This window comes from Mycolicibacterium nivoides (genome assembly GCF_003855255.1).
GTDB lineage: Bacteria > Actinomycetota > Actinomycetes > Mycobacteriales > Mycobacteriaceae > Mycobacterium > Mycobacterium nivoides.
Genome location: NZ_CP034072.1, coordinates 1,981,643 through 2,007,137 on the forward strand (window position 1 = coordinate 1,981,643; position 25,495 = coordinate 2,007,137).

Annotated in this window: 23 protein-coding genes; 7 read left to right on the forward strand and 16 right to left on the reverse strand. The window is 65.8% G+C overall.

Annotated features, from left to right (window positions below):
* Positions 1-43 precede the first annotated feature (43 nt).
* The 9 genes from EH231_RS09450 to EH231_RS09490 form a co-directional block, all read right to left on the reverse strand.
* Complete coding sequence (locus tag EH231_RS09450; protein ID WP_164480824.1) at positions 44-268, reverse strand: zinc ribbon domain-containing protein; 225 nt, start codon at positions 266-268, stop codon at positions 44-46.
* Positions 269-486: 218 nt separating this feature from the next.
* On the reverse strand, positions 487-1,668 hold the full coding sequence (locus tag EH231_RS09455) for a PucR family transcriptional regulator (protein WP_241177918.1): 1,182 nt from the start codon (positions 1,666-1,668) through the stop codon (positions 487-489).
* A gap of 93 nt (positions 1,669-1,761) precedes the next feature.
* A complete protein-coding gene (locus EH231_RS09460) occupies positions 1,762-2,703 on the reverse strand; it encodes a PDR/VanB family oxidoreductase (RefSeq protein ID WP_090431443.1) in 942 nt (313 codons plus the stop codon).
* 14 nt (positions 2,704-2,717) lie between these two features.
* The gene (locus tag EH231_RS09465) at positions 2,718-3,776 is read right to left on the reverse strand and encodes a Rieske 2Fe-2S domain-containing protein (RefSeq protein ID WP_124712293.1); all 1,059 of its coding nucleotides are present in this window, start codon (positions 3,774-3,776) and stop codon (positions 2,718-2,720) included.
* A gap of 12 nt (positions 3,777-3,788) precedes the next feature.
* The gene (locus EH231_RS09470; protein WP_090431447.1) at positions 3,789-4,676 is read right to left on the reverse strand and encodes a polysaccharide deacetylase family protein; all 888 of its coding nucleotides are present in this window, start codon (positions 4,674-4,676) and stop codon (positions 3,789-3,791) included.
* Entirely contained in the window at positions 4,673-5,647 is a 975-nt protein-coding gene (speB, locus tag EH231_RS09475) for an agmatinase (protein WP_090431449.1), read from the reverse strand. The genes EH231_RS09470 and speB overlap by 4 nt, the downstream gene beginning before the upstream one ends.
* A 12-nt stretch (positions 5,648-5,659) precedes the next feature.
* A complete protein-coding gene (locus EH231_RS09480) occupies positions 5,660-6,361 on the reverse strand; it encodes an SDR family NAD(P)-dependent oxidoreductase (protein WP_124712294.1) in 702 nt (233 codons plus the stop codon).
* Between the two features lie 2 nt (positions 6,362-6,363).
* On the reverse strand, positions 6,364-7,065 hold the full coding sequence (locus tag EH231_RS09485; protein ID WP_090431453.1) for an SDR family NAD(P)-dependent oxidoreductase: 702 nt from the start codon (positions 7,063-7,065) through the stop codon (positions 6,364-6,366).
* A complete protein-coding gene (locus tag EH231_RS09490; protein ID WP_090431455.1) occupies positions 7,062-8,522 on the reverse strand; it encodes an APC family permease in 1,461 nt (486 codons plus the stop codon). The genes EH231_RS09485 and EH231_RS09490 overlap by 4 nt, the downstream gene beginning before the upstream one ends.
* A gap of 191 nt (positions 8,523-8,713) precedes the next feature.
* Here EH231_RS09490 and EH231_RS09495 point away from each other — a divergent pair, with 191 nt between their 5' ends.
* The 4 genes from EH231_RS09495 (at position 8,714) to EH231_RS09510 (ending at position 15,435) form a co-directional block, all read left to right on the forward strand.
* Positions 8,714-9,343 carry a cysteine hydrolase family protein gene (locus tag EH231_RS09495; protein ID WP_124712295.1) on the forward strand — a complete coding sequence of 210 codons (630 nt, stop codon included), beginning with the start codon at positions 8,714-8,716 and terminating at the stop codon, positions 9,341-9,343.
* Positions 9,344-9,431: 88 nt separating this feature from the next.
* The gene (locus EH231_RS09500) at positions 9,432-11,366 is read left to right on the forward strand and encodes an ABC transporter ATP-binding protein/permease (protein ID WP_124712296.1); all 1,935 of its coding nucleotides are present in this window, start codon (positions 9,432-9,434) and stop codon (positions 11,364-11,366) included.
* A gap of 140 nt (positions 11,367-11,506) precedes the next feature.
* The gene (locus EH231_RS09505; RefSeq protein ID WP_090431461.1) at positions 11,507-14,359 is read left to right on the forward strand and encodes an MMPL/RND family transporter; all 2,853 of its coding nucleotides are present in this window, start codon (positions 11,507-11,509) and stop codon (positions 14,357-14,359) included.
* A 140-nt stretch (positions 14,360-14,499) separates the two neighbouring features.
* Positions 14,500-15,435 carry a type IV toxin-antitoxin system AbiEi family antitoxin domain-containing protein gene (locus EH231_RS09510; protein ID WP_124712297.1) on the forward strand — a complete coding sequence of 312 codons (936 nt, stop codon included), beginning with the start codon at positions 14,500-14,502 and terminating at the stop codon, positions 15,433-15,435.
* 69 nt (positions 15,436-15,504) lie between these two features.
* Here EH231_RS09510 and EH231_RS09515 read toward each other — a convergent pair whose 3' ends face one another.
* Positions 15,505-16,065: a TetR/AcrR family transcriptional regulator gene (locus EH231_RS09515; RefSeq protein WP_124712298.1), complete on the reverse strand. Its 561-nt coding sequence runs from the start codon at positions 16,063-16,065 to the stop codon at positions 15,505-15,507.
* 79 nt (positions 16,066-16,144) lie between these two features.
* Here EH231_RS09515 and EH231_RS09520 point away from each other — a divergent pair, with 79 nt between their 5' ends.
* A complete protein-coding gene (locus EH231_RS09520) occupies positions 16,145-17,320 on the forward strand; it encodes an FAD-dependent monooxygenase (protein ID WP_124712299.1) in 1,176 nt (391 codons plus the stop codon).
* Positions 17,321-17,324: 4 nt separating this feature from the next.
* On the opposite strand, the gene EH231_RS09525 is transcribed toward EH231_RS09520, so the two are convergent.
* From EH231_RS09525 to phoA, 6 genes are all read right to left on the reverse strand, one after another.
* On the reverse strand, positions 17,325-17,942 hold the full coding sequence (locus tag EH231_RS09525) for a TetR/AcrR family transcriptional regulator (protein ID WP_205264023.1): 618 nt from the start codon (positions 17,940-17,942) through the stop codon (positions 17,325-17,327).
* A 10-nt stretch (positions 17,943-17,952) separates the two neighbouring features.
* A complete protein-coding gene (locus EH231_RS09530; RefSeq protein ID WP_206429644.1) occupies positions 17,953-19,026 on the reverse strand; it encodes an NAD(P)H-dependent amine dehydrogenase family protein in 1,074 nt (357 codons plus the stop codon).
* 9 nt (positions 19,027-19,035) lie between these two features.
* Positions 19,036-19,893, reverse strand: coding sequence for an SDR family NAD(P)-dependent oxidoreductase (locus EH231_RS09535; protein WP_090431472.1), 858 nt, complete (start codon positions 19,891-19,893; stop codon positions 19,036-19,038).
* 96 nt (positions 19,894-19,989) lie between these two features.
* Positions 19,990-20,130, reverse strand: a complete 141-nt coding sequence (locus EH231_RS33775) for a hypothetical protein (RefSeq protein WP_162563219.1) — start codon at positions 20,128-20,130, stop codon at positions 19,990-19,992.
* Between the two features lie 74 nt (positions 20,131-20,204).
* Positions 20,205-20,546 (reverse strand): hypothetical protein, encoded by a 342-nt coding sequence (locus EH231_RS09540; protein ID WP_090431474.1) that lies wholly within the window; start codon positions 20,544-20,546, stop codon positions 20,205-20,207.
* A gap of 171 nt (positions 20,547-20,717) precedes the next feature.
* Positions 20,718-22,217, reverse strand: a complete 1,500-nt coding sequence (phoA, locus tag EH231_RS09545) for an alkaline phosphatase (protein WP_090432161.1) — start codon at positions 22,215-22,217, stop codon at positions 20,718-20,720.
* 254 nt (positions 22,218-22,471) lie between these two features.
* Here phoA and EH231_RS09550 point away from each other — a divergent pair, with 254 nt between their 5' ends.
* Together EH231_RS09550 and EH231_RS09555 are read left to right on the forward strand one after the other, a co-directional pair.
* Positions 22,472-22,960, forward strand: coding sequence for a hypothetical protein (locus EH231_RS09550; protein ID WP_124712301.1), 489 nt, complete (start codon positions 22,472-22,474; stop codon positions 22,958-22,960).
* A gap of 174 nt (positions 22,961-23,134) precedes the next feature.
* Positions 23,135-25,495, forward strand: a 2,361-nt coding sequence (locus tag EH231_RS09555) for a penicillin-binding protein (RefSeq protein WP_164480825.1), incomplete at its 3' end; no start/stop codon positions are given.

Below are 25,495 nucleotides of genomic sequence, written 5' to 3' on the forward strand. Positions count from 1 at the left end.
TGATCCTCCTTCGCAGACTTCAGGACTTCAGGACTTCAGGACTTCAGGGACGGGGCAACTTCTGATGGAGCGGGTTCGTGGTGACTTTCTGCCGCCGGCCGCCCGGCGGCGGTCCGGCAACCACGGCGGGACGGTCGGCCGACGCTCGTGTGGTGTCCTGCAGCGCCATGGCGGTCGAGCCGCCGCGGCCCAGGTTCGGCGCCGCGATGGTCCTGCGTGCCGGCCCCCTGCAGTCCGGGCAGTCGATCACGTCCGGACGAACACTCATCGAGAACATCTTCTTCGTGACGCCGCAACCTGACGCACACCGAAATTCGTAGAGAACCAACAGGTTTCCTTAACGTTGCCGGGAGCTGCTGTGTCGACAAACGTCACACTACCGACGAACGTACGGCTCGGCAGAGCAGTTGGACAACAAAACACCGTTGCTCAGTCAGGCTGTAGATCTCTACAGTCCGGCCGCCGACCCAGCCGGCGCCGGGGGGATCACGGCCGGGCTTGAGACGCTCGCGTGAGCTGAACCACCTTGTCGTGCACCGGCTTAGCCGTATCAGCGACGCCCATGCCCATGTTCCGAGCCGCCCACAACGCGATCCGGAAATTGGTCCGGTCGGTTTCGTCGAGGGGGTTGGCACCGGTGAGCTCGGCGACCTTGGCCAACCGGTTGCGCAATGTGTTGACGTGCACGTACAACTGGCTCGCGGCCGTCGAGATGTCGTTGTCCGGTGCCAGGAAGGCCTCCAGGGACGAAACCAGGTAGCCGTTGTTGAGCTTGTCGTGGTCGACCAACGGCACCAGGAGCCGGTGGACGAACGGCACGAGCCGAACTTTCGGCACCGCCGCCAGCAGTCCGTCCAGCGTGGCGATCTCCTCGATGTGCACCGAGCGCCGCCAGCGAATCCCCTCTCGCAACGCTTCGAGCGCCTCGGGGATCGCATACACCATGGACTGTGGATCTGGCGCGATGGCCACACCGCACACCAGATCGGAGGCGGCCAGTTCGGCGGCGAACTGCTCGGTCTGGGCGCACAGCGCGACGATGCGGTCATCGAGCACCGCGACCGTGCCGAGGTGCCGGTCGACGAGCTCGTGCACCCGGGTGTGGACATCGGTGGTGAACGCGCACACCGCCACCGGGGTCCCGGCCAGGCCACACTCGGCGAGCGCGGTTTCGACCGGGCCGACGCCCAGGGTGCCCGCCACGAACCAGCGCAGAATCGACCCAAGGTCCCGTTCGCGTGTTCCGACCTCGCGATCGGCGATCCGCATGGAATCCGCCCAGTCCACGATCCGCCGGAAGGGCACCGCGGCATGCTGGGCCAGCAGCGGAAGGTCCAGGTCGAGGCAGGCCCGCACCAGTGCGGCAGGGGGTTCGTCGAACAGATCCCCCAGCCCCACCAGCAGCGCGGTGACCCGCCGCCGGCTCAAGGTCTCGACGTAGCGCCGGATCGAGTCGTCCGGCTGATCGGCTACGGGCACCCCGATGCTGAGGATCAGCTCCTCCCCCGACAGATACTGCGACGGGTCGACGAGTTCGGTGGGGTACACGTAGCGGATCGGCCGGTCGAGATCGCGGATCGGTGTCAGGGTGTCGACGTGCAGGCTCGGCTGGGCCAGCAGTTCCCTGAGCAGGACGGTGCCGTCGTGCGGCGTCACCTCTACGGTCATACAGCCTTCGTCCGTTAGCGGGTCATTGACGGACATCGGAACACTTCTGCGGGGACGTTCATGGCTGCGGAGTTTAGAGCCATGAACGTGTTCTCACAGGTCGAGCGTGATCTTCCCACCGAGAGAACGGGATACGCAGATCATCATCGAGGTGTTGGCCGCGCGCTCGGCCTCGGTCAGCAGATCGTCGCGATGATCGACCTCGCCGGCGAGCACCTTGGTCTCACACGTCCCGCAGAATCCACTCGTACAGGAGAACGCGGTGTCGGGGGCGATATCGAGCACCGCCTCCAGCACGCTCTTGTTCGGCGGGACCACCACCGTGGCACCGGTGCGCGCCAACTCCACCTCGAAGGCGCCGTCACCGAACCCTCCGGTGGGGGCCGCGGTTGCGGCGGCGAACCGCTCGACATGGAGTTCGACATCCGGGTAGCCGGCGCTGAGGTCGGCGACGGCGGCCAGCATCGGCGCAGGGCCGCAGCAGTAGACATGGGTCCCGGCCGGACTGGCGGCGAACACCCCGGCGAGGTCGGGCAACCCCATCTCGTCCTGCGGAATCAGCGACACCCCGTCGATACCGGCCAGGCGGTCGGCAAAGGCCATGGCGGCCCGGCTGCGGCCCCCGTAGATCAGCGTGAACTCGGGACTGACCGGGACGCCGCGTAACTCATCGATCATCGCCGCGATCGGGGTTATCCCGATACCGCCGGCGATGAAGACGTACCGCGGCGCCGGGCTCAGCGCGAAGGCGTTCTGGGGCACCCCGACTTCGACCACGTCGCCGATGCGCAGGCTCTCGTGCACCTCGCGGGAGCCGCCGCGGCCGTCGGCGACCCGCAGCACCGCGATGGTGTACCGGTACGGGTCGTCGCGCGGACCACACAGGGAGTACTGCCGGACGCGTCCCGACGGCAACGTGATGGGGATGTGCGCACCGGCTGCCCATGCGGGCAGCCGGTCGCCGGTGGGGCTGGCGAGCACCACCGAGATCACCTCGGTGGCTTCCAGCCGCAGTTGAATGACGTGAAGTTTCATACCGGGTTGTCGGCTCAGACCCGGGCGTGGCCGTTTTCGGCGGGAACCTCGGTCTGCGCCGCGATCAGGTCCCGCTCCTGCTGAATCGTCTGCACCGCATGCTGGGTGGCGCGCCGGTAGTTCAGCGTGTAGATGTCCGCCGGCGCCGACACCTCGAACGCCTGCCCGGCAAGCGGAACCTCCTTGGGCTCAAGACCTTCGAGCACCGGGGTGTCCTCGGTGAACACCTTCGTCTCGATCTCCAGGATCTCGTCGACAGTTCCGCCGCGGAAATCCTTGTCGGCGGCCACACCCCAGAAGATGATGCACTTGTCGTAGCTCACCGGCGAGGGGAAGTCCACCAGATAGCGCTTGCCGAGCGTCTCGCCGAAGTCGTACAGGATGGTCGCGATTCCCGGCGCGTACGAGTGGTAGTGCATCCAGGCATCGCCGACATCGGAGAAGTCCGAATCGGGCACCCCTGGGTAGAAGTAGGACGCCCACACCTCACGACCGTCACGCTTGACGGCCAGCTCGTCCACCACCGGGTTCACCTCGCCCATCGACGGCGCATGCACGAACGGGAAATGCGCCATGTCCCGGAAGTTCTCGGTGGCCGCCATGAATCCGCACTCGGCGTGAATGGGCTCCGCCGCACGCCACTCCAGCTCCAGGCCGCCGATCTCGGGAGGATGCGGCAAGTCGAACACCGGGTCGCCCAGGCAGGTCCAGACGTGTTCGAATCGCTCGATCACCGGATAGGACTTGATCTCCGCCTTCGGCGGAATCCGTTGTCCCTCGGCCAGAGACGGGATGTGACTGCACTGCCCACTCTGCCCGTCGAACTGCCATCCGTGGTAGGGGCAGGCGATGCTGTCGCCGACGACCTTGCCATCGGCCAGGTTGCCGCCCCGGTGGATGCAGCGCCGGTCGGTCACCCGGGCCGCACCGGTGGAATCACGGAACACCACCAGCTTGTGGTCGAGCAGGGTGGCCGACTGCGGGGTGTCGATGTCCTGGGACCGGGCCACCACGAACCACACATGCTGGTAGGCCTCGCGCAGCTTTTCCGGGGTGAGGGCTTCGCGTTTCATCGAGAATTCTCCTTAAGGTTCGGCGGGGATGTTCAGCTCGGGGCGGGTCAGAGTGCGCGGCGTCAACGCCTGTTCGCGGACATATCCGGCGATCTCGGCCATGCCCGCGACCCAGACGTCGTCCATGGCACACACTTCGGCGATGAACTCGCGCAATGCCGCCGCGCGGCCCGGGCGTCCGCTGAGGAACGGGTGGTTGGTCAGGATCCAGGCACCGCCGACATCACGCATCGCATCCAGTTCGGCGCGCCACAGCTCGATGGCTTTGGCCGGCGTCTCGATCAGGCCGGTCCCGGAGAAATCGGGAACGAAGCAGTACTGCTGCCAATCGTCCAGCGCCCAGCTCACCGGGAGTTCCACCAGCGCGGACTGGTCATCGACAGCCAGCTCGTACGGGTGATCGGAATCCATCAGGGTGGAGTCGTAGAGGAAGCCGAATTCGGCGAGCAGTTTCGGTGTGTGCCAGTTCATCTCCCACATCGGCGCGCGATAGCCGACCGGCGTCACCCCGACCACCTCCTGCAGCGCCCGGAGCCCGCGGTCCAGAATCTCGCGTTCGGTCTGTTCGTCGACGCCAACCAGCGACTCGTGCAGGTAGCCGTGGTGGGCGATCTCGTGCCCGGCCGCCGCGATCGACCGAATCGGCTCCGGATGCCGGTGTGCGGTGTAGCCCGGCACGAAGAACGTTGCCGGAACCTGCAATTCGTCGAGTATCGACAGCAGGCGGGGAACCCCGACCAGCGGGCCGTAGGCCTGGTGCGACATCGCGCCCATGCGGTCGGCGAACGCCGGATCGGTGGTCAACAGCGGAGATTCGGCATCCACGTCGAAGGTGAATGCGACGGCGCAACGCTTTCCCTCTGGCCAGGTCACCGGCCCGGCAGGCGTCAAGGGGATCATGATCGAGCCTTTCTTCCGAATACGGACAGGAATTCCCAGGTGACGTTGGCGGCGGCGATCGCGGTGATCTCGGCATGGTCGTAGGCCGGTGATACTTCCACCACGTCGACGCCGACCAGGTTCACGCTGTCCAGCCCGCGCACGATCTCGAGCAGTTCACGGCTGGTCATGCCGCCTGCCTCGGGCGTGCCGGTGCCCGGCGCATGCGCCGGGTCGAGCACGTCGATGTCGACCGAGACATACACCGGCGCGTCCCCCACCCGCTCGCGGATGCGCTGGATAATGCCGTCGGTTCCGAGCGCGCCGATCTGCTTGCAGGTGATCACGGAGAAGCCGAAGTTCGCGTCCTCGACCAGATCCTGCTTGTCATAGATGGATCCGCGCACCCCGACGTGCAGGCTGCGATCGAGCAACAGGCCTTCCTCGAAGGCTCGCCGGAACGGTGAGCCGTGGGTGATGTCGGCCCCGTAGTAGCTGTCCCAGGTGTCCAGGTGCGCATCGAAATGCACCAGGGCCACCGGGCCGTGCACCGCGTGGACCGCGCGTAACGACGGCAGCGCCACCGAGTGATCACCGCCGAGGATCACCGCGCGCGTCCCCTCGGCCTGAAGTTCGGTCAGCTGCGCCGCGATCTGGTCCACCGCCTCGCCGATGTCGAACGGGTTGCACGCGATGTCGCCGGCGTCGGCGAACTGGCAGACCTCGAACGGTTTGATGTCGAGTTCGGGGTTGTAGCCACGGATGAGGCGGGATCCTTGACGAATCGCGTTGGGGCCGAATCGGGCTCCGGGCCGGTAGGTCACCGCGCTGTCGAACGGTACGCCCACCACCACGACGTCGGCCCGTGCCACATCTGACAGGCGGGGCAGCCGGGCGAAGGTCGTCCACCCTGCGTAGCGCGGCTGCACCTGGGGGTCCGCCGGGCCCACGATCGCGTCGCGGGCGTTGCCCCCGGGTATTGCTTGGTTCATTGAATGCCTTTCCTAGACACGATTTCGGGACACCCCGCCATCGACATTGACGATCTGTCCCACGGCCGCACCGAGTTGACGCCGGCTCAACAGTCCGATGACCGCGGCAGCCTGCTCGACGGTGCCGGTCCGGCCGCCCGGCGGCTGCCCGACGGCGCTGTCACAGACCGACCATTCCGAATCCAGGGCACCGATGGCGACGGCGTTCACTCCGACCCCGAAGCCACCAAAGTCGCGGGTCAGCGATTTGGTGAGCGCGACGATCCCTCCGGCCGCCGTGGCGACCGCTGCGAGGCCGTCGCCGCCGACATGCCAGCGCGAGGTGGTCAGCACGATGCGTCCACCGGTCCCGCTGTGCCGCATGTGATCCGCGGCGGCCTGCGCGTAGAGGAAGCTGCCGGTCAGGGTGGCGTCGACATGCGCCCAGAATTCGGCCATCGGCTGATCGGCGAGCGGCGCCACCACGGGCAGGCCGTGTGCCACGACCAGTACATCGACTCCACCCATGTGTGCGGCAGCCTTGGCCACCACATGGCCCACCTCGGCCCGGTCCGCCGGGTCCGCGGTCAGCGTCAGCTCCTCGCCCGGCCCCGGATCACGTTCCGCGGTGACCGTTCCCACCGTCAGTGCACCTCGTCCGGCGAAATGATCACGCACCGCGGCGCCGAGCCTGGTATCGACACCCGTGATGAGCACCCGATCGATTGAGGTCATGGTCAGATCACCGTTCCGCTGTTGACCGACAACACTTCTCCGCACAGGAACAGGTCCTCCTCCAGCAGGCCGCGGACCAGTTCGGCGACCTCGGTGGGCAGTGCGATACGCCGGGCCGGCAGGGTCGAGACGAATTCCTCGGCACGTTCCCATGATTCGGCTTCCAGCAGCGGGGTGTCGCACGGCCCGGGTGCCACGGCGTTGACCCGGACCCCGTCGGCGGCGACCTCCACGGCGATGCTGCGCAGCAGGCTCAGCGCCGCCCCTTTGGCCGCGGCGTAGTGGGCGTCGTTGCTGCCCCCGCCGATGGCCCGCTCCGAGGCGATACCGACGATGCGCCCGCTGCCCCGCCGGCGCATGTCGGGCAGCACGGCCCGGCACACGTGGGCCAGACCGCCCACGTGCACACGCAGCATCCGCTCCCAGGCCGGTTGATCGATCTCCAGGGCCGGGGTCTCCGCGTAGTGCCCGGCGCAGATGACCGCGGCGTCGATCCGGCCGAAGGCCTTGCGCACCTGGGTGATCGCCTCGTCGACGGCGGTTTCGTCGGCGACGTCGGCGACGAGCCACAGGTCGGTGTCGGGCGCGGGTTCCCGCGAGATGGACGCGACGGCCCAACCCCGGTCCTGCAGCAGTGCGGCGATCGCCGCCCCGATGCCGCTGCCGGCACCGGTCACCACGGCCACGGGCCTGTCGGCGTTCACACCGGCTCCTTGGTCAGTTCCGGTGCAGCTGCGGCGGGCTCACCGGTCTTGGGCTGCCCCACCTTTCGGGCCTTCACGATGACGCTGCCCAGTGCCAGGATCACGCCCATCGCCACGAAGAACGCCCAGTTGATGTACCAGGAGTCGGACACGGTGCGGGGCCAGACGATGTTCGTGAACTCGAAGCCCACCCACAGCACCGCCAGCACCGCCACCGGGGTGCCCCACCGGCCGAGGTTCCACGGCCCGGGCTCCCATTTGCCTCGCAGCCTGGCGACCAGCCCGGTCAGCAGCGGGAACAGGAAGGCCAGGTAGTAGCCACCCGCGGTGAAGGTGACCAGCACCGAATACACGTCGGTGGCCGAGATCAGGTAGACGAAGGCACCGATGATGGTGGTGACGATGATCGCGTAGATCGGCTGAGCCTCGGCCTTGGACAGCTTGACCAGGATCCGCGACGCGGGCAACACCTCGTCTCGCGCGAAGGACCAGATCACCCGGGACGCCGACGCCTGCAGGGCCAGAAAGCTTGCCAGGAAACCGATCACGAAGGCGAACAGGATCGGCTTGACCGCGGCATCACCCAGTGCGCTGCCGAGCACGTAGGTCACCGGGTCGGAAACCTCACCCGAGGTGACCTTGTCGAAGTCGGGCACCGCCAGGGTCACGGCGAGCGACGCGTACGCGATCACCAGGGCGATGAAGGCGATCGAGAACAGCATGGCCTTGGGCACATTGCGCCGGGGCTCCTTGACTTCCTCGGCGATCGCGCCGGCGCTCTCGAAGCCGAGGATCGACCAACCGGTGAAGGCCAGCGCCGCCAGGAACGGGCCCGACGCGTATGCCCAGGTCCAGCCGCTGTTCAGGTCGATACCGTGCAGCACCGCGTCGAATCCGTGATGCCGGTGGAACAGCAGCAGGTAGGTACCCAGTCCGACGGAGGCCACGATCTCGGCGATGATGCTGCCGACCATCAGCGCCTTCAGCAGCCCGCGGCCCAGGATGTTGGCTCCGGTGCCGGCGAGCAGGATGAGCAGCGCGATGGTGCTCTGCTGGACGGCGCTGGGGCTCTCGATGCCGATGAGCTGGGCCAGGAATCCGGCCCCGGCGTAGGCGACGGTGGCCATGATGATCACCAGGGCCCACATGTACACCCAGCCGGCGAACCAGCCGGCCACTTCCCCGGCCAGGCGCTTGGTCCACTGATAGATGGACCCTTCGAACGGCCATCGTGACACCAGTTCGGCGAACGCCATGGCGACGATGAACTGGCCCGTCCCGACGATGACGAACGTCCACCAGAAACCGGGGCCGGCGGTCGACAGCGACAGACCGTAGATCCCGTACATCGCAACGATGGGAGAGATGAACGCGAACGCGAACGCAAACGCCGACCACAGCGAGAACTCGCGCTTCAATTCCACTGGCGCAGAATCTATTTGGCTGCCAGACGCCATATGTACCACCTTTCGCCGCCACCAAGACACCGAAGTATGGACATGGGCGGCGGCCGGCGGCACCCCAAAGTGGCAATACCGGGTTGGCCCTACAGTCGCACCGTCGCGGACTGTAGAGACGTACAGCGACCACACCGGCGCCGAAACATTCCGGCCTTGTGGACGTCACGTGGGTGCGTTAGAGAGAACTGATGACCGATGCGAACTTCGCCGCCTCCAGCACTGGCCTGGTGGTGATCGACCCGTACAACGACTTCATCTCCGAGGGCGGCAAGGTCTGGGACCGCCTGCGGGACGTCGCGGAGGCAAACCGCTGTGTGCCGCACATGGCCGAGGTCCTGGCGGCTGCCCGGGCGGTCGATATCCGGGTCTTCTATGCCCTGCATCGGCGTTACCGTCCCGGCGACTACGAGACATGGCAGCACGTCGCCCCGGTCCAGCGGGCGGCATGGTCGCGACGCACCTTCGAGTACGGAACGTGGGGCGGCGAGATCCGCGCCGAGCTCAGCCCACAACCCGGCGACATTGTCGCCCAAGAGCATTGGTGCTCAAGCGGATTCGCCAACACCGACCTCGATCTGCTACTCAAGCGGCACGGCATTCACCAGCTCATCGTCATGGGACTGATCGCGCACACCTGCGTGGAGGCCACCGTGCGCTTCGCTGCCGAACTGGGCTATCACGTCACCCTGGTCAAGGACGCCACTGCGGACTACTCAGACGTGGAGATGCGTGCCGCCCTCGAGGTGAACCTGCCCAACTACGCAAGCTCGATCGTGACCACAGACGAAGTGGTGAGCGCGCTCTCGGTGTTGCACTGAGGCAGGACAGACCGGCTGCGGTAGCTTCCACGCAGGCGCCTCTGGAAATCCGGCCGGCAGGTCCGTCGGCACCTCAGGAGGGATCCCGGTGAATGACGTCAAACCGTTCTCGCCCTCGATCGACTGGAGTTCGGAGCTGCTGCACTCCCTGTGGTGGCTGGCGCAGGCCTGGACCATCACGGCGGTGTGCACCCTGGCGGTACTGATCCTGCTCGCCAGGTTCACCACCTGGGGCCGGCAGTTCTGGACCGTCACCGGCGCGTACTTCACCGGGCGCCACAGCCTCAAGCCGTGGCTGACACTGGCTGCGATGTTGCTGTCGGTGATCATCGGCGTGCGGCTGGCGGTGTTGTTCAGCTACCAGAGCAACGACCTGTACTCCGCGGCACAGGTCGCGGTGCAGGGCCTGGCCACCGGCAACGACGCGGTCAGAGACTCCGGGATCCGGGGCTTCTGGATCGCACTGCTCATCTTCTCGGTGCTGGCCGCCATCCTGGTCACCCGGGTGCTGGTGGACCTGTTCATGACCCAGCGCTTCATGCTGGCCTGGCGCACCTGGCTGACCGACCGGCTCACCGGCGACTGGCTCGACGGCCGCGCCTACTACCGGTCCCGGTTCATCGATCAGACCATTGACAACCCCGATCAGCGCATCCAGTCCGACATCGACGTGTTCACCGCGCTGTCGGGCCCGCAGCCCAACACCCCGCACCAGACCAGTAACGGCACGCTGCCGTTCGGCGCCATCTCGTCGGTCGTGTCGGTCGTCTCGTTCACCTCGATCCTGTGGAACCTCTCGGGTGACCTCAGCGTCTTCGGGCTCCAGATTCCGCGCGCGATGTTCTGGTCGGTGTTCGTCTACGTCGCCTTCGCCACCGTCATCGCCTTTGCCCTCGGCCGCCCGCTGATCCGGCTGTCGTTCAACAACGAAAAGTTCAACGCGGCGTTCCGCTACGCGTTGGTGCGCCTGCGCGACGCCGCCGAGTCGGTCGCGCTGTACCGCGGCGAGAAGGTCGAACGATCGCAGCTACGCGAACGTTTCGCCGCGGTGGTCGCCAACTACAAACACTTCGTCAACCGGACCATGGTGTTCACCGGGTGGAACCTGTCGATGAGCCACATCATCATCCCGCTGCCCTGGGCGCTGCAGGCCCCGCGGTTGTTCAGCGGCCAGATCCAGCTCGGCACGGTCAATCAGTCGGTGGCCGCCTTCGGCGCGATCCAGGATGCGCTGTCGTTCTTCCGCAATTCCTATGACACGTTCGCGGGTTACCGCGCCTCGATCATCCGCCTGCACGGCCTGGTCACCGCCGATGAGCAGAGCCGCGAGCTGCCGAAGTTGGAGGTCGCAGAACTCCCCCAGGGCTCCACCAGCCTCGTCGAGCTCGGTGACGTCGAGGTGCGCAACCCGGCCGGCGAGCAATTGATCGACGATCTCAGCCTGTCCCTGGCCGCCGGCGAGGCGATGATCATCACCGGCAAGTCGGGTACCGGCAAGACCACCCTGTTGCGCAGCATCGCCCAGCTGTGGCCGTACGCCTCGGGCACGGTGCAATGCCCGCAGGGTGACAACGAGACGCTGTATCTGTCGCAGGTTCCCTACGTTCCGTTGGGCGATCTGCGGACCGTGGTGTCCTACCCGCACCAGCCCGGGGAGCTGCCCGACAAGGCGCTGCAGGATGCCCTCCTCGCGGTCGCACTGCCACGCTATCTCGACCGGCTCGACGAGGACGGCGACTGGGCCAAGGTGCTCTCACCCGGTGAGCAGCAGCGCGTCGCATTCGCCCGGGTTCTGCTGACGAAGCCGAAGGTGGTGTTCCTCGACGAGGCGACCTCGGCGCTCGACGAGCCGCTCGAGTTCATGATCTACAGCCTGATCCGGCGCGAACTGCCCGACACCGTGTTGGTGAGCGTCACCCACCGCTCCACGGTGCACCGACACCACAACACGCACCTGGAACTGCTCGGCGAGGGACAGTGGCGGCTGGGGCCCGTCGACGAGACCGAACCGGTCGGCGTGTAATGCCTGCTGAAGCATGCTGGCAGCCCACCTCTGTCCCACGTCTGGTAGGACGGTGGCACGACAGTACGTAGTAAGGTAAGCCTTCGCACAATGCCCGACCGTTGCATCGTGCTCCCCTCACCGACCACCAAGGGTTCCTGATGGCCGATTCCAGAGCCCCCCACACGGGGGTTGCTCGATGGATCCGTCGATTCGCCATTCCGGTGATTGTCGGCTGGATCGCACTGCTCGCATACCTGAGCGCCACCGTCCCTCCGCTGGAGGTGGTGGGCCAGATGCGCTCGGTGTCGATGAGTCCCAGCGACGCACCGTCGGTGATCGCGATGAAGCGCGTCGGCACGGTGTTCGACGAGTTCCACTCCGACAGCTCCGCGATGATCGTGCTGGAGGCCGAGGACAAGCTCGACGACGACGCCCACCGGTTCTACAACGACATGGTCGACAAGCTGGAAGCCGACAAGAAGCATGTCGAGCACGTCCAGGATTTCTGGGGTGACCCGCTGACCGAGGCCGGCGCGCAGAGCAACGACGGTAAAGCGACCTACGTGCAGGTCTACCTGGCCGGCAACATGGGTGAGGCGCTGGCCAACGAATCGGTGGAGGCCGTCCAGAAGCTGATCGCGGGGCTGACCCCACCCCCAGGTCTCAAGGTTTACGTCACCGGGCCGACCGCCCTGGCCGCCGATCAGCAGATCTCGGGCGACCGCAGTGTCAAGATCATCGAAGGCGTCACCTTCGTCGTCATCATCACGATGCTGATGCTCGTCTACCGGTCGATCATCACGGTGATCCTGGTGCTGGCGATGGTGGTGATCGAGCTGTCGGCGGCCCGAGCCGTGGTGGCGTTCTTGGGTTATCACGAATTGATCGGCCTTTCGACCTTCGCGACACAGCTCCTGGTCACGCTCGCGATCGCCGCGGCCACCGACTACGCGATCTTCCTGATCGGCCGATATCAGGAAGCCCGAAGCGTGGGCGAGGACCGCGAACAGGCGTACTACACGATGTTCCACGGCACGGCGCACGTGGTGCTCGGCTCCGGTATGACGATCGCCGGCGCGACGTTGTGTCTGCACTTCACCCGGCTGCCGTATTTCCAGACTCTCGGCATCCCGATGGCCGTCGGCATGACGGTCACGGTCTTGGCCGCGCTGACGCTGGGCCCGGCGGTGATCACAGTGGCCAGCCGGTTCGGCAAGGTGCTCGAGCCCAAACGCGCCATGCGCATCCGCTTCTGGCGGCGACTCGGGGCGTTCGTGGTCCGCTGGCCGGGAGCGGTTCTGCTGGGCACCATCCTGCTCTCGCTGGTCGGCCTGCTCACGCTGCCGGGCTACCGGACCAACTACAACGATCGCAACTACCTGCCCACCGATCTGCCTGCACAGGAGGGGTTCGCGGCGGCGGACCGGCATTTCTCGGCGGCCAAGATGAACCCCGAGTTGCTGCTCATCGAAACCGACCACGACGTCCGCAATTCGGCGGACTTCCTGGTGATCGACCGGATCGCCAAGCGAGTTTTCGAGGTCCAGGGGGTCGGCAGCGTGCAGGCCATCACCCGCCCGCAGGGTGAGCCGCTGGAATTCAGCACCATTCCCGCCCAGATGAGTATGGGCGGGGTCATGCAGACGATGAACCGCAAGTACATGCTGGACCGCGCCGATGACATGCTGCTGCAGGCCGACGAGATGCAGAAGACCATCAACACGATGGATCAGATGATCGCGTTGATGCAGGAGATGAGCGGCATCACCCACAACATGGTCGGCAAGATGGACCAGATGGTGGTCGACGTCGCCGAATTGCGGGACCACATCTCGGATTTCGACGACTTCCTGCGTCCGCTGCGCAACTACCTGTACTGGGAACCGCACTGCGCCAACATCCCGGTGTGCTGGTCGATGCGTTCTGTGTTCGACGGCCTCGACGGTGTTGACACACTGACCGACAGCATCCAGCAATTGATGCCCGACATGCATCGGCTCGACGAACTGATGCCGCAGATGGCGACGATGATGCAGCCGCAGATCGAGACCATGCGGACCATGAAGACGATGATGCTGACCATGTATCAGACCCAGAAGGGTCTGCAGGATCAGATGGCGGAGATGCAGGACAACCAGACCGCCATGGGTACGGCATTCAACGACTCGAAGAACGACGACACGTTCTATCTTCCACCGGAGACCTTCAACAACGCCGACTTCAAGCGCGGCATGAAGAGCTTCATCTCTCCGGACGGAAAAGCCGTGCGTTTCATCATCTCTCACGAGGGTGATCCACTGACGCCGGAAGGCATCGGCATCATCGACGGCATCAAGCTGGCCGCCAAGGAAGCCATGAAGAACACTCCGTGGGAGGGTTCCAAGATCTACATGGGCGGTACCGCCTCGGCGTTCAAGGACATGCAGGAGGGCAACAACTACGACCTGCTGATCGCCGGGATCTCGGCGCTGTGCCTGATCTTCATCATCATGCTCATCATCACCCGCAGCCTGGTGGCGGCCGCCGTGATCGTCGGCACGGTGCTGATATCGCTGGGAACGTCATTCGGTTTGTCGGTCCTGGTGTGGCAACACCTGATCGGGATCGAACTGCACTTCATGGTGATGGCGATGGCGGTGATCGTGTTGCTGGCCGTCGGCGCTGACTACAACCTGCTGTTGGTGGCACGACTCAAAGAGGAACTGCCTGCCGGTATCAACACCGGCATCATCCGGGCCATGGGCGGCAGCGGGTCCGTGGTGACCGCGGCCGGTCTGGTGTTTGCCTTCACCATGATGGCGATGGTGGTCAGCGAGATGATCGTGGTCGCCCAGGTCGGTTCGACGATCGGGCTGGGTCTGCTGTTCGACACGCTGGTGATCCGGTCGTTCATGACACCATCCATTGCGGCGTTGATGGGTCGCTGGTTCTGGTGGCCACAGCTGGTGCGCGAGCGGCCGGCGCGCGGCGTGGTGGCGCGGGCGATGGATCGGGAACGGTCGAACGCTTAGAGCGTGTCTGACAATTGACGCCGAGCCGTCACTGCGGCGGATTGCAGTCAGTATCGAGCAGCGATCCGCCGCCTAGGGGTTATCCACAGATCGCCGAATGGCTCTGGTTAGGATCGCGCCGGTCGACGAGCATCGATTCTGTGGACGTCGGTGATGTTCTTCGGCAGCAGGATGGGGTGATCTCGCGTCGGCAGGCGTTGGATGCGGGGCTGGCTGAGCATGAAATCCGACGATTGCTCAGGCGCAATGAGTGGGCGCGGGTGCACGCCGGCGTCTATGTAGAACACACCGGCCCGCCGAGCTGGATGCAAAGAGCATGGGCTGCAGTGCTTTACGCGGCCCCGGCCGCGCTTTGCTTCGAATCGGCGTTGGGTGCGCAATCGTTGCCGATCCATGTCGCCGTCGATCGGCAACGGTCGACATTGGCTGAGCCGGTCGGCGTCCGCATTCACCGTGTCGCCCACCTCGACGATCGTGTGCTGTGGAACGCGGGCCCGCCGCGGACACGATACGAGGAAGCCGCTCTCGACGTCGCCGGCCGTTCTGCGCGCGAACTCGATGCCATAGCCGTCCTGGCCAATGCCTGCCAATCTCGGCGCACCACTGCGCGGCGGCTGCTGAAAGCCCTCGATTCGCGTGGTCGGCTGCGGCGTCGTCGCTGGTTGCGGGCGGCGCTGGTCGACATCGCCGAGGGCACCTGCTCGGTTCTTGAGCACGGCTATCTTGTCCGCGTCGAGCGTCCTCACGGTCTGCCGCGAGCGACTCGCCAGAAGCGGTCCGCCTCATCGCTCGGCGTCTGCTATCGCGACGCCGAGTACGGAGAACGGCTCGTCGTCGAGCTCGACGGCAGGGTGTTTCATGATTCGGCGACCAGGCGAGATGCGGATTTCGAACGGGACCTGGATGCCGCGGTCGACGGCCGTTCGACCGTCAGGCTGTCCTATGGGCAGGTCTTCGACCGGCCGTGTCAGACCGCAGGCAAGATCGCTCAGATTCTGCACCGGCACGGGATCGCGGTGGCCGGTCGCCCATGCGGGCCTGGGTGTGCGTTCACGCGACTCGACCGCGCCGCGTAGCCGTCTAAGCGGCGGATTGCAGTCAATATCAAGCAGTGATCCGCCGCATTGAATATTCGCGGCCGAGGCCTAGGCGACTGATGCCGCTATCAAGAGCTCGGCAGCGGCGTCGACCCGCGGCCGGTCCGCGGTGACCAGGCCGTCCTGGCACAGTCCACGCAGGCCGGAGACCACCAATGTGGCACGCGCGCAGGCGCTGTCAGCGGGATACCCGATCACGGACAACGCCTCCGCGATCGGGGCGATCATCACGTCGACCGCGTCTCGGGCGGCCTCGCCGTAAGTCTGGGGGTCGGTGACCGCCAGGCTGAGGACCTGCAACAGCAGGCGCACATTGCGGCGTTCGCCGCCCCGGGTCAGTTCCCGCCACAGGGTCCGTGCCGCATCCACGAATTCGTCTGCAGTGGTGACACGGGCGAACATCTCCCCCAGCTGCGGACGGCTCGCGTCCAGGGCCTGTGCCAGCAGCTCGGCCCGGTCGCCGAAGTAGTACAGCAGCATGCGTTTGCTCGTACCCAGGGCCTCGGCCATCGGCGCGAGCGACATCTCACCGATGCCGTGCCGTTCGAGATACCCCACGACACCGTTCAGCAGCTCTTCACGCTTGACGGGATCTGCTGTGCGGGCCACCTCTTGACTGTACCGATCGGTACATTTATAGTCAATAGCGTACCGATCGGTACATTTGTTGCGGATTGAGGAGGGCCTCATGACCGGACTTCGAGTTGCCGTCGTGGGTGCGGGTATCGGCGGGTTGACCGCCGCAATTGCTCTACGAGCCAATGGAATCGACGCGACCGTGTACGAACAGGCGCACGAGCTCAAGGCGCTCGGCGCCGGGGTCGCCATCGCCACGAACGGATCCCGCATCCTGAACAAGCTCGGCGTGGGCGATGCAGTGGCAGCGATCGCCGGTCCGGTCACGCACTATCAGTTCCGTACCTGGCAGGCCGAGCCGATCGCCGGCGAACCGTCGACGCTCGGCTTCGGGGACCCGGCACGTACCTGGTGTCTGCACCGCGGCGAGTTCCAGAAGGTGCTGGCCGACGCGCCGCCCGCCGATGCCCTGCAGTTGGGCCGCTCCTGCGTCGGGGCCACCGAGCACGGCGACGGGGTCCGTGTCGAATTCTCCGACGGCACAACGGTCGACGCTGACCTTCTGGTCGGCGCCGACGGCATCCACTCGCGGCTGCAGGGCAAGGTGACGCGCCCGGCCGCACCCGTGAGCGAGGGAATCATGGCCTACCGCGGGCTGATTCCCGCCGACCGGCTGCGCGGCGTGGTCGATATGAATGCCAGCTCGATGTGGCTCGGTCCCCGGCAGAGTTTCCTGGCCTACCCGGTGTCCGGCGGTGAGCTGATCAACATCGTCGCGTTCGTCCCCACCAATCTCACCGTGACCGAATCGTGGACCGCCCCTGGCGATGTGGCCGAACTCGCGGCTGCCTACCGGGGCTGGGATCCGACAGTGTCATCGATCATCGACGCGATGGATTCCACGTTCCGGTGGGGAATCTACGACCGGGAACCGTTGGACCGCTGGTCCACCGAACAGATCACCCTTCTGGGCGACAGTGCCCATGCGGTCACGCCGCACCTCGGACAGGGCGCCAACCAGGCCATCGAAGACGCGATGACATTGGCCGTCGTCTTGCGCGACGCGCGGCCCGGCGAGATCGGCACGCGGCTGCGGCACTACGAGAACCTGCGTATCGACCGCACCGGCCACGTGCGCCGGCAGGCCCGAGCCGCAGGACACATCTACCGTTCGACTGAACTCACCCCGCATGCACAGGCAGAGCAACTGCAAGCGATCCTCGACAGCGTCGCCATCAACACCTATGACGCCGAGCGGGTCGCCGAGAACGCAGGCCAGGCCGCCTGAGCAGTCAGGAAGGCTGTTCCGTCTCGATGTAGGCGGCGAGGACGTCGACCAATGTCTCCAGCTCCTTCGACGAGTCGACCGGCGTCGGCCACACCATCTGCGCCACGACCAGACCCCGCAGGGTTGCCCAGATCAGGTTTCCGATCCCGGCACCCTTCGGCGCGGACAGTCCTTCGGCCAGATGGGAGCCAAGCCGGTTGAGATGCCGCATCAGTTCGGCCAGGTGGGTGTTAGCCGAACTGTCACGCATCCCCCGCGTGGAGATCAGGATCTCCAGGGCCGCCATCGACACCGGACTGGAGAATGCGCGCCAGACGATGTCGACGATCAGCTCGGTGCGTGTCCGGGTGCTCATCCCCTCATCGAAGGCGGGTAGGTCAGCCAGCGTTTCGGCCAGATCGCCGAATCCCTTGTCCACCACGGCCATCAGTAGTCCGTCGAGGTCGCCGAAGTGGTACTGGACCACACCCCATGTCACCCCGGCCCGCCCGGTGATGTGGCGGACGCTGGGTGGGGTGAATCCTTCGTCCAGGATGCAGCGCACCGTTTCGGCGATCACCGCCTCACGGGTGCGTTCGGCACGCGCCTGGCTTCCGGTGGCGGGCCGACGGGGCGCAGTCATGGTCGCGATGTCACCACATCACCCCGCGGAGGTGATCCAGCGGGCGCAGGTCGTGCGCGGCGAGGATGCCGCTCGGCGCGGAGCACACCGTGTCGATCGCGTTGATTGCGCGCGCCGCAGTGGCGATCACGCCACCCTCATTGTGGTCGACGCCCGACCCACCGACGTGGGTGTTGATCTCGACGCCGGGACTGCCCTCGATGACGACGCGATGCACACCGGGGTGGCCGTCGGGCGGGTACGGCCATTCCGGCGCCGCCGCCTCGGTCAATCGGTTGACGTGCTCCATCGTGATGACGGCCGCGCCGTCGCGCATCCCCTCGACGCCGAACCGGACCGCCGCCACCTGCCCAGGGGCGACATTCATCATGGTGCACGAGATGGGCGCAGTGGTGGCCCAGGGCTCCCAGCGCTCACGGACCTCGTCGAGCGTCACGCCCAGGTCGTCGGCCAGGGCGCGAACCTGCGCGCCCCACATGGAGGCAAGCACGCCCGGCAGGGACATCACCGGGCGGTGATCGGCGGGCTCTCCGAAACCGAAACTGGCACCGGTGAATTCGGCGTCGTCATAGGAACCGTAGTCGAAAATCTCCTGCACGGTGATGGCGGTGGCACGCGCCGCCAGACTCAGGGCGGTGTAGACAAGCGTGTCCCCGGAGAAACCCGGATCGATTCCGTTGATGTACAGCGTCGAATTCCCCGCGGCACAGGCTTCCCGCAGCGGCCCGCTCAACCATTCCCCTGCCTGATCGGGTGCGACCATCCAGACGAAGGAGGTCCCGACGACGTTTGTGCCGGCCCGCAGAAAACGGGTGATGTCGGACAGCGCCTCGGCCGGGCGGGTTTCGGCTTGTGACGTGTAGACGACACAGTCTGCGTTCAGGCTGACCAATTGGTCGATGTCGTCCGTGGCGATCACCCCGGTCGCTCCGTCCATGCCGCACAGTTCTGCCGCGTCGCGCCCGATCTTGCCGGTACCGGACGCGTGCACTCCGACGAGCTCGAGATCGGGGCGTTCGATGAGGCTGCGCAGTGCGTGCCGACCCACGTTGCCGGTGGAGAACTGGATGACGCGACGGGACAAGGGATCTCCTCAGAGCAGGTCGGTGATGGTCTTGAGGCCGGCCTCGTAGAGGACACCGGGGAGCATGCCGCCGTCGATCTCTATGGTGGTGCCGTTGATGAAATCGGCTGCGCCGGAGGCGAGGAAGACACAGGTCCGCCCGACCTCGGCGGGTTCGCCGCCGCGCTTCATGGGGACGGCGTCGAAGTACTTCGTTCCCGTCGGATCATCTTTGGGCAGTACGAAGGACCGGAAGTTCTCGGTGATCGTCGGCCCGAGTGCGACGCAGTTCACCCGTGCTGTGGGGCCCCACTCCTCGGCCAGGGAGCGGGTCAGCTGATTGAGGCCGGATTTGGCCGCGCCGTAGGACACCAGGGTCGGCGATCCGGCCGGGTGTCCCGCACCACTGGAGATGTTGATGATGCAACCGGTGCCGTCCTGGGTCTTCATCTGGCGAAAGACTCGCACGGCGAACCACAGCGGACTGATGAGGTTCATCTGAACGGCGAACGCGTGGAACAGCGCGGTGCGCTCGAAGTCGTCATCGGAGGACGGAGCACCCTGAATCTTCGACACCAGGGCCGGAACGTCCTCGGCGTGCGGGGAGGGAACGGTGCCGCCGGCGTTGTTGATCAGGATGTCGATCCGGCCATAGGTGTCGGCCACCTGCTCCACGAAGGCATCGATCGCGCGGTAATCGCCTTGGTCGCAGACCAATTGGGCAGACCGGTCCCGCCAGGCGTCCTCGATCCCAGGAATTTCCGGCAGCGCCGATCGAGAGCACCCAACGACGGTCGCCCCGGCGCGAAGCAGTTCATGCGCGATGCCGACGCCCACGCCACGGCTGGTTCCGGTGACGATGGCGACTTTGCCTTCGAGTGTGGCCACGAGCCAGAAAATTACACGCTTAATGTTTTGGCGGCAATGACCTCGGCTGCGGCGGCCTGACCATGGAGCGGGACGGTCTCGCGGCGCCGTCCTGAGTCACCGCGCCAGCAGCGCCGCTTCCTGCGGGGTGACCAAGCGCTCCTGCTTGGCGGGATACCGCCGGCTCTTGATGGGGCAACGGATCAGAGAGAGGGCGATCCGCGCGGTGCGCGCGTCAACTGTTCGGCTGATGTACACGGCGGTTCACTCCGTTCCTCTGGTTGACCGTTGTCGGCTTGGTATCGGATACACGGTGCGTGGAGGCATTGGGTTCACGGCTCCCCGGGCAACATCGGTACCCCGGGGATCATCGGGTAGGCGCCGGCCGGTTGTTGCACGATGCCCGTCGGTTGTTGGACGGTACCTACCGGGCCGAGACCGGGTTGAGCCTTGTGGCCTCCGGTCAGTATCGACAGCAGGGATGCGTAGTCATCGATGGCGTTGACCAACGCCCCGGGGTCGAACGGCACCGCGGGCGCCTGGTCGTCGGTGGCGAGCGGCGTCCGCGGCGCCGCTGCTGCCGATGCGTTGCTCACCGCCAGGACCGCCAACGGACCCGCGAGGATCAACGCCGCGTACCCGAGTCGTCTGCCGAAGGTGGTGTATGCAGACATGCTGGCCTCCCCGATCTGACGTGCAGTGCATTTGTTGCACTTGAGTCACTTTGGAAACACTGGTCCGCAACGGTCACATTTGGGGCACGACACCGTCACAAATCGCACCCTATGGCGTGGCTTTGTCTTTGCCAGACAGCCGCTGTGAGAAGCTGCCGCGCTCCTGGGAGGTCAGTTCTCCTTCAGGCCCAACGCGCGGACCATCGTGAAGAACAGGTCGGTCTGATCACTCAGACCGACGATGTTGGTTGCGCCGGGGCCGTAGGCGGCGATGCGCAGCTGGGATCCGGTGTGGCCCTGGTCCATCGCGTCGAGGTTGTCCGAGGTGCCGTAGGAGACGGTCAGGTTCTGGCCGTCCTTGCTGCGCAGGACCCGCGTCAGGCCCGGGTAGATGGCGTCGCGGGTGACCTCGAAGGGCAGTTTGGCCTCGGTGGCGGCGTCATGGACATCCTCGACGTTCATGGATTCCACGATCTGGCTGCTGTGCGCGTGGTCAGCGGTGACGATGACCAGGGTGTCCTTGTTCTCCTTGGCGAAATCGAGGGCCACCTTGGCGGCCTCGTCGAGATCGACGGTCTCGCCGATCTGCCCACACGGGTTGGCGGCATGGTCCTGCTTGTCGATCGAGGCGCCTTCGACCTGCAGGAAGAAGCCGTCTCCGTCTCCCTTGAGCAGATCGATGGACTTCTTGGTCATCGCTGCCAGCGTGGGCACCGAGGCGCCGCGGTCCGGGTTGTCCTTGCACTCGGCGGCCGGTTCCAGGTAGCCGCCCTTGCCTGCGACCGGTCCGCTCCAACGGGTCGGCATGTTGCCCTCGGCGAACAGGCCGAGCAACGGCGCGTCCTGGTCGGCCTTGTCCGCCTTGTCGAGTTCGTCGGCGTTGCGCACGATGGTGAAGCCGCGCTCCTTGGCCTGAACTTCCAGCGTCTTGCCTTGGTAATCACCGGCTTTGGCGACCTGTGCGAAGGTTTCGGCACCGCCGCCCATCACCACGTCGGCGCGCGTTGCCAGCAGCTGTTCGGTGATCGAGCCGTTGCCGCCTTTCTCCAAGGCGTTCGACGGGCAGTCCTTGGTCGTCTCGTCAGGTCCGTAGCAGTCCCGTTCGGTGACGTGGGCGACCTGAACGGCCGGGGTGGCGTCCTGGATCTCGGAGGTGGTGATGTCGCCGGTGGCCTTGCCCGCCTCCTTGGCCAACTGCAGCAGCGTCTTCTGATCCTTGCCGTGGATGTCCACGGCGATCGCACCGTTGTAGGTCTTGGTGCCGGTGGCCCAGGCCGATCCGCTGGCCGCCGAGTCGGTGACGTATGTCGGCTTGCCGCTCTTGTCCAGGGAGTAGTGGGTGTACTGCCCCGTCAGCGGGAACGCGTCCAGCCCCGGGAAGGCGCCGCCGGCGCCGTGGGCGTAGTTGCGGGCCACGGTGATCTCCGAGTCACCCATGCCATCGCCGATCAGCAGGATGACGTTCTTGGCGCCGGTGTTCTTGATGGAGTCGGCGATCAGTGCCGAGCGATCATCGCCGGCGCGGGTCGCACCGCCGTGCTCGGACAACGTGCCCTTGGCAGCGGGGTCGAGCAGCGGCAACGATGCGTCGTCGTTCTTACCTCCCCCGCAGGCCGCAGCCAGGGCTGCCGTACACACCAACGCCGCCACCACGTACCGCCTGCGCGTCATCCATGTCTCCGTATCGTCGTCATCTCCATCAAGCCCACACATGGTTGAAGCCGCATGTGAACCGATGTTTGCCCGACAGTCGACACCCGGGTAACGGCAATCAAACAGATAGCCGGCCTATCGGGACCGACAGTTGCCGCAGCAGGCGCGACACGTTTTTGCGATAGGAACTACCTGGCAATTGGTCGCGTCGATATCGTCCAACCCCCTTTGCCCGCGTTGATACCGTGCGGCAAAGAGGAACGGGGATGTCCATGACGAAGCGCATCACAACCTGCCTGATCGGGGCGATGGCGATCGGTCTGGCCGCCACGGCGTGCAGCCCGGTGACCGAGAAGGCCGAGGCTACGACCACGACAGCGCCGCCGGCCACCACTGTCACCACCAGCGCGGCCGCGGGCGGTGAGTCACTGACGTCACTGTTGCCGACACCGGCCGACGTCCAGCAGACCAAAGGTCCCGACGACATCGCCGACGGCGGAATCCACCTGCACTACCAGGTCAACGGCGCGCCGGATGCCGTGATGACCGCGTACAAGAACGCGCTGCAGGGCAAGGGCTGGGCGCTCACCACGATCATCTCCTCGAGCGGTGGCGGAGGCGGCGGGGCGACCTATACGGGCACGCACGGTGACGCCTACGGCGTATTCGACGGCGGCGGATATGCCAACAGCACCTACATCGACGTGTGCACCTGGCCCGCGAAGCCGGCGAATCCCAACTGCAGTCGCAGTGATCGTTAGCGACGCGCTCTCGCGCCAGTTGCGCGGCAGATTGCCGCGACACCGATAGCGGTGGATTACAGCCGCCGGTAGCACATCAGGATCGTTGTTCCGGCGTTCTGAAATCACAACGTAGCCAACGTGTTGCGTGCGATCTATACATCGACCACGGTTGACGGCCCTACGCTAGAGGGCATGTCCGGCCCGTCTCCGCGGTCGCGGCCTACGGTTGCCAACCTGGCCATGCATTGTGTGCTGGCCGGATTGCTTGCGGCGGTGTTGATGTTCCCCGTCGTCGGCGGTGTCGGGATCATGACGGCGCGGTTGTCCGACACGGTGGCACAGGATTCCGCGGAGGTCCTCAAAGGGGACGCGCCGATCGTCACCACCATGGTCGACTCCTCGGGCCAACCGATCGCATGGCTGTACGAACAGCGTCGATGGGTGGTGCCCATCGACCGGATCGCCGACACCATGAAGCTGGCGATCGTGTCGGTCGAAGACAAGCGCTTCGCCGAGCACAACGGGGTCGACGTCCAGGGGACGCTGAACGGGCTCTTCGGCTACATGCGGGGCATCGACGACGTGCGCGGCGGATCGACCATCGAGCAGCAGTACGTCAAGAACTACAACCTCCTGGTCAAGGCGAAGACCGATGCCGAGCGGCGCGCGGCCGTCGAGGTCAGCCCCGCGCGCAAGCTGCGGGAGATCCGGATAGCACTCGCGATGGACAAGACACTCCCGAAGGGCGAGATCTTGGCCCGGTATCTGAACCTCGTGTCGTTCGGCAACGGCGCATACGGGGTTCAGGATGCGGCGCGCACCTACTTCGGTGTCGACGCCGCGGATCTGACGTGGCCACAGGCCGCCCTGTTGGCCGGCGTGGTGCGATCCACCAGCGCACTGGACCCCTACACCAATCCGGACGGTGCCCTCGCCCGGCGCAATCTCGTGCTCGACACCCTGATCGACTATCTGCCGGACCGGGCCGAGGAGCTGCGCGCCGCGAAGGCGACACCGCTGGGCGTACTCCCCCAGGCCGACCCGCTTCCGCAGGGCTGCATCGCCGCGGGCGACCGCGCCTTCTTTTGCGAATACGTCCTGAATTACCTGGCGCGCGCAGGCCTGACCATGCAGGACGTCGCGCGCAACGGGTATCTGATCCGGACCACGCTGAATCCCAAGGTTCAGGACAGTGTCAAGGCGGCCATCGAGAAGTACGCGGATCCCAACGCCCCCGGAGTCGCCAGCGTGATGAGTGTGATCACGCCGGGCAAGGACACCCACCGGTTGATCGCAATGGGCGACAGCCGCACGTACGGACTCGACCTTGATGCCAACCAAACCGTGCAGCCCCAACCATTTTCGTTGGCCGGTGACGGTGCCGGGTCGATATTCAAGATCTTCACCACGGCCGCCGCGCTCGACATGGGAATGGGCATCAACGCTCAACTCGATGTTCCCGGAACATTCATGGGCAAGGGCCTGGGCAGCAGCGACACCCCCGGTTGCCCGAGGGAAACCTGGTGTGTGCGCAACGCGCACGGTTTCAAGAGCCCGCTGAGTGTCACCGACGCCCTGGCGCAATCGCCCAATACCGCGTTCGCCAAACTCATCTCACAGATCGGGGTGCCGCGTGCGGTGGACATGGCAGTCCGATTGGGATTGCGGTCCTATGCCGAACCCGGCAGTGCCCGCGATTACAACCCCGACTCCAACGAGAGCATCGCCGATTACGTCAAGCGGCAGAACATCGGATCCTTCACCCTCGGCCCGCTCGAGCTCAACGCGCTCGAGTTGGCCAACGTAGGCGCGACCCTTGCCTCCGGCGGCACCTGGTGCCCACCGAACCCGATCGACAAGATCTTCGATCGGAACGGCCGTGAAGTGGGTGTGCAGACCGTCCCCTGTGACCAGGCCGTACCCGAAGGCCTGGCCAACACGTTGGCCAACGCGCTGGGTAAGGACCACTCGAGCGGAACCGCCGCCGGCGCAGCGAGTTCGGTCGGCTGGAAACTGCCGATGTCCGGGAAGACCGGCACCACCGAGGCCCACCGGTCATCGGGCTTCCTCGGTTTCACCAACCAGTACGCGGCCGCGAACTACATCTTCGACGACTCCTCCTCACCGTCGGGGTTGTGCTCGTACCCATTGCGCAAATGTGGCGACGGCACTCTGTTCGGCGGCACCGAGCCCGCCTTGACCTGGTATGCCGCAATGAGTCCCGTCGCCGACGACTTCGGCCCCATCGCCCTGCCTCCCACCGACCCGCGCTATGTCGACGGTGGCCCGGGTGGCGAGGTACCGAGCGTCACGGGGATGAAGGTCGACGAGGCCCGTAAACGCCTGCTGGACTCCGGTTTCCGCGTCGCCGACAGAACCACTCCGGTCAACAGCAACGCAACCAAGGGTTCGGTGATCGGGACGACGCCGAGCGGCAGGACCATTCCCGGCTCGATCATCACGATCAACACCAGCACCGGATATGTGCCGCCGCCTCCGCCGGTGTATGTGCCCGGACCCGAGCTTCCGCCGCCACCAACGCTCAACGAGTTG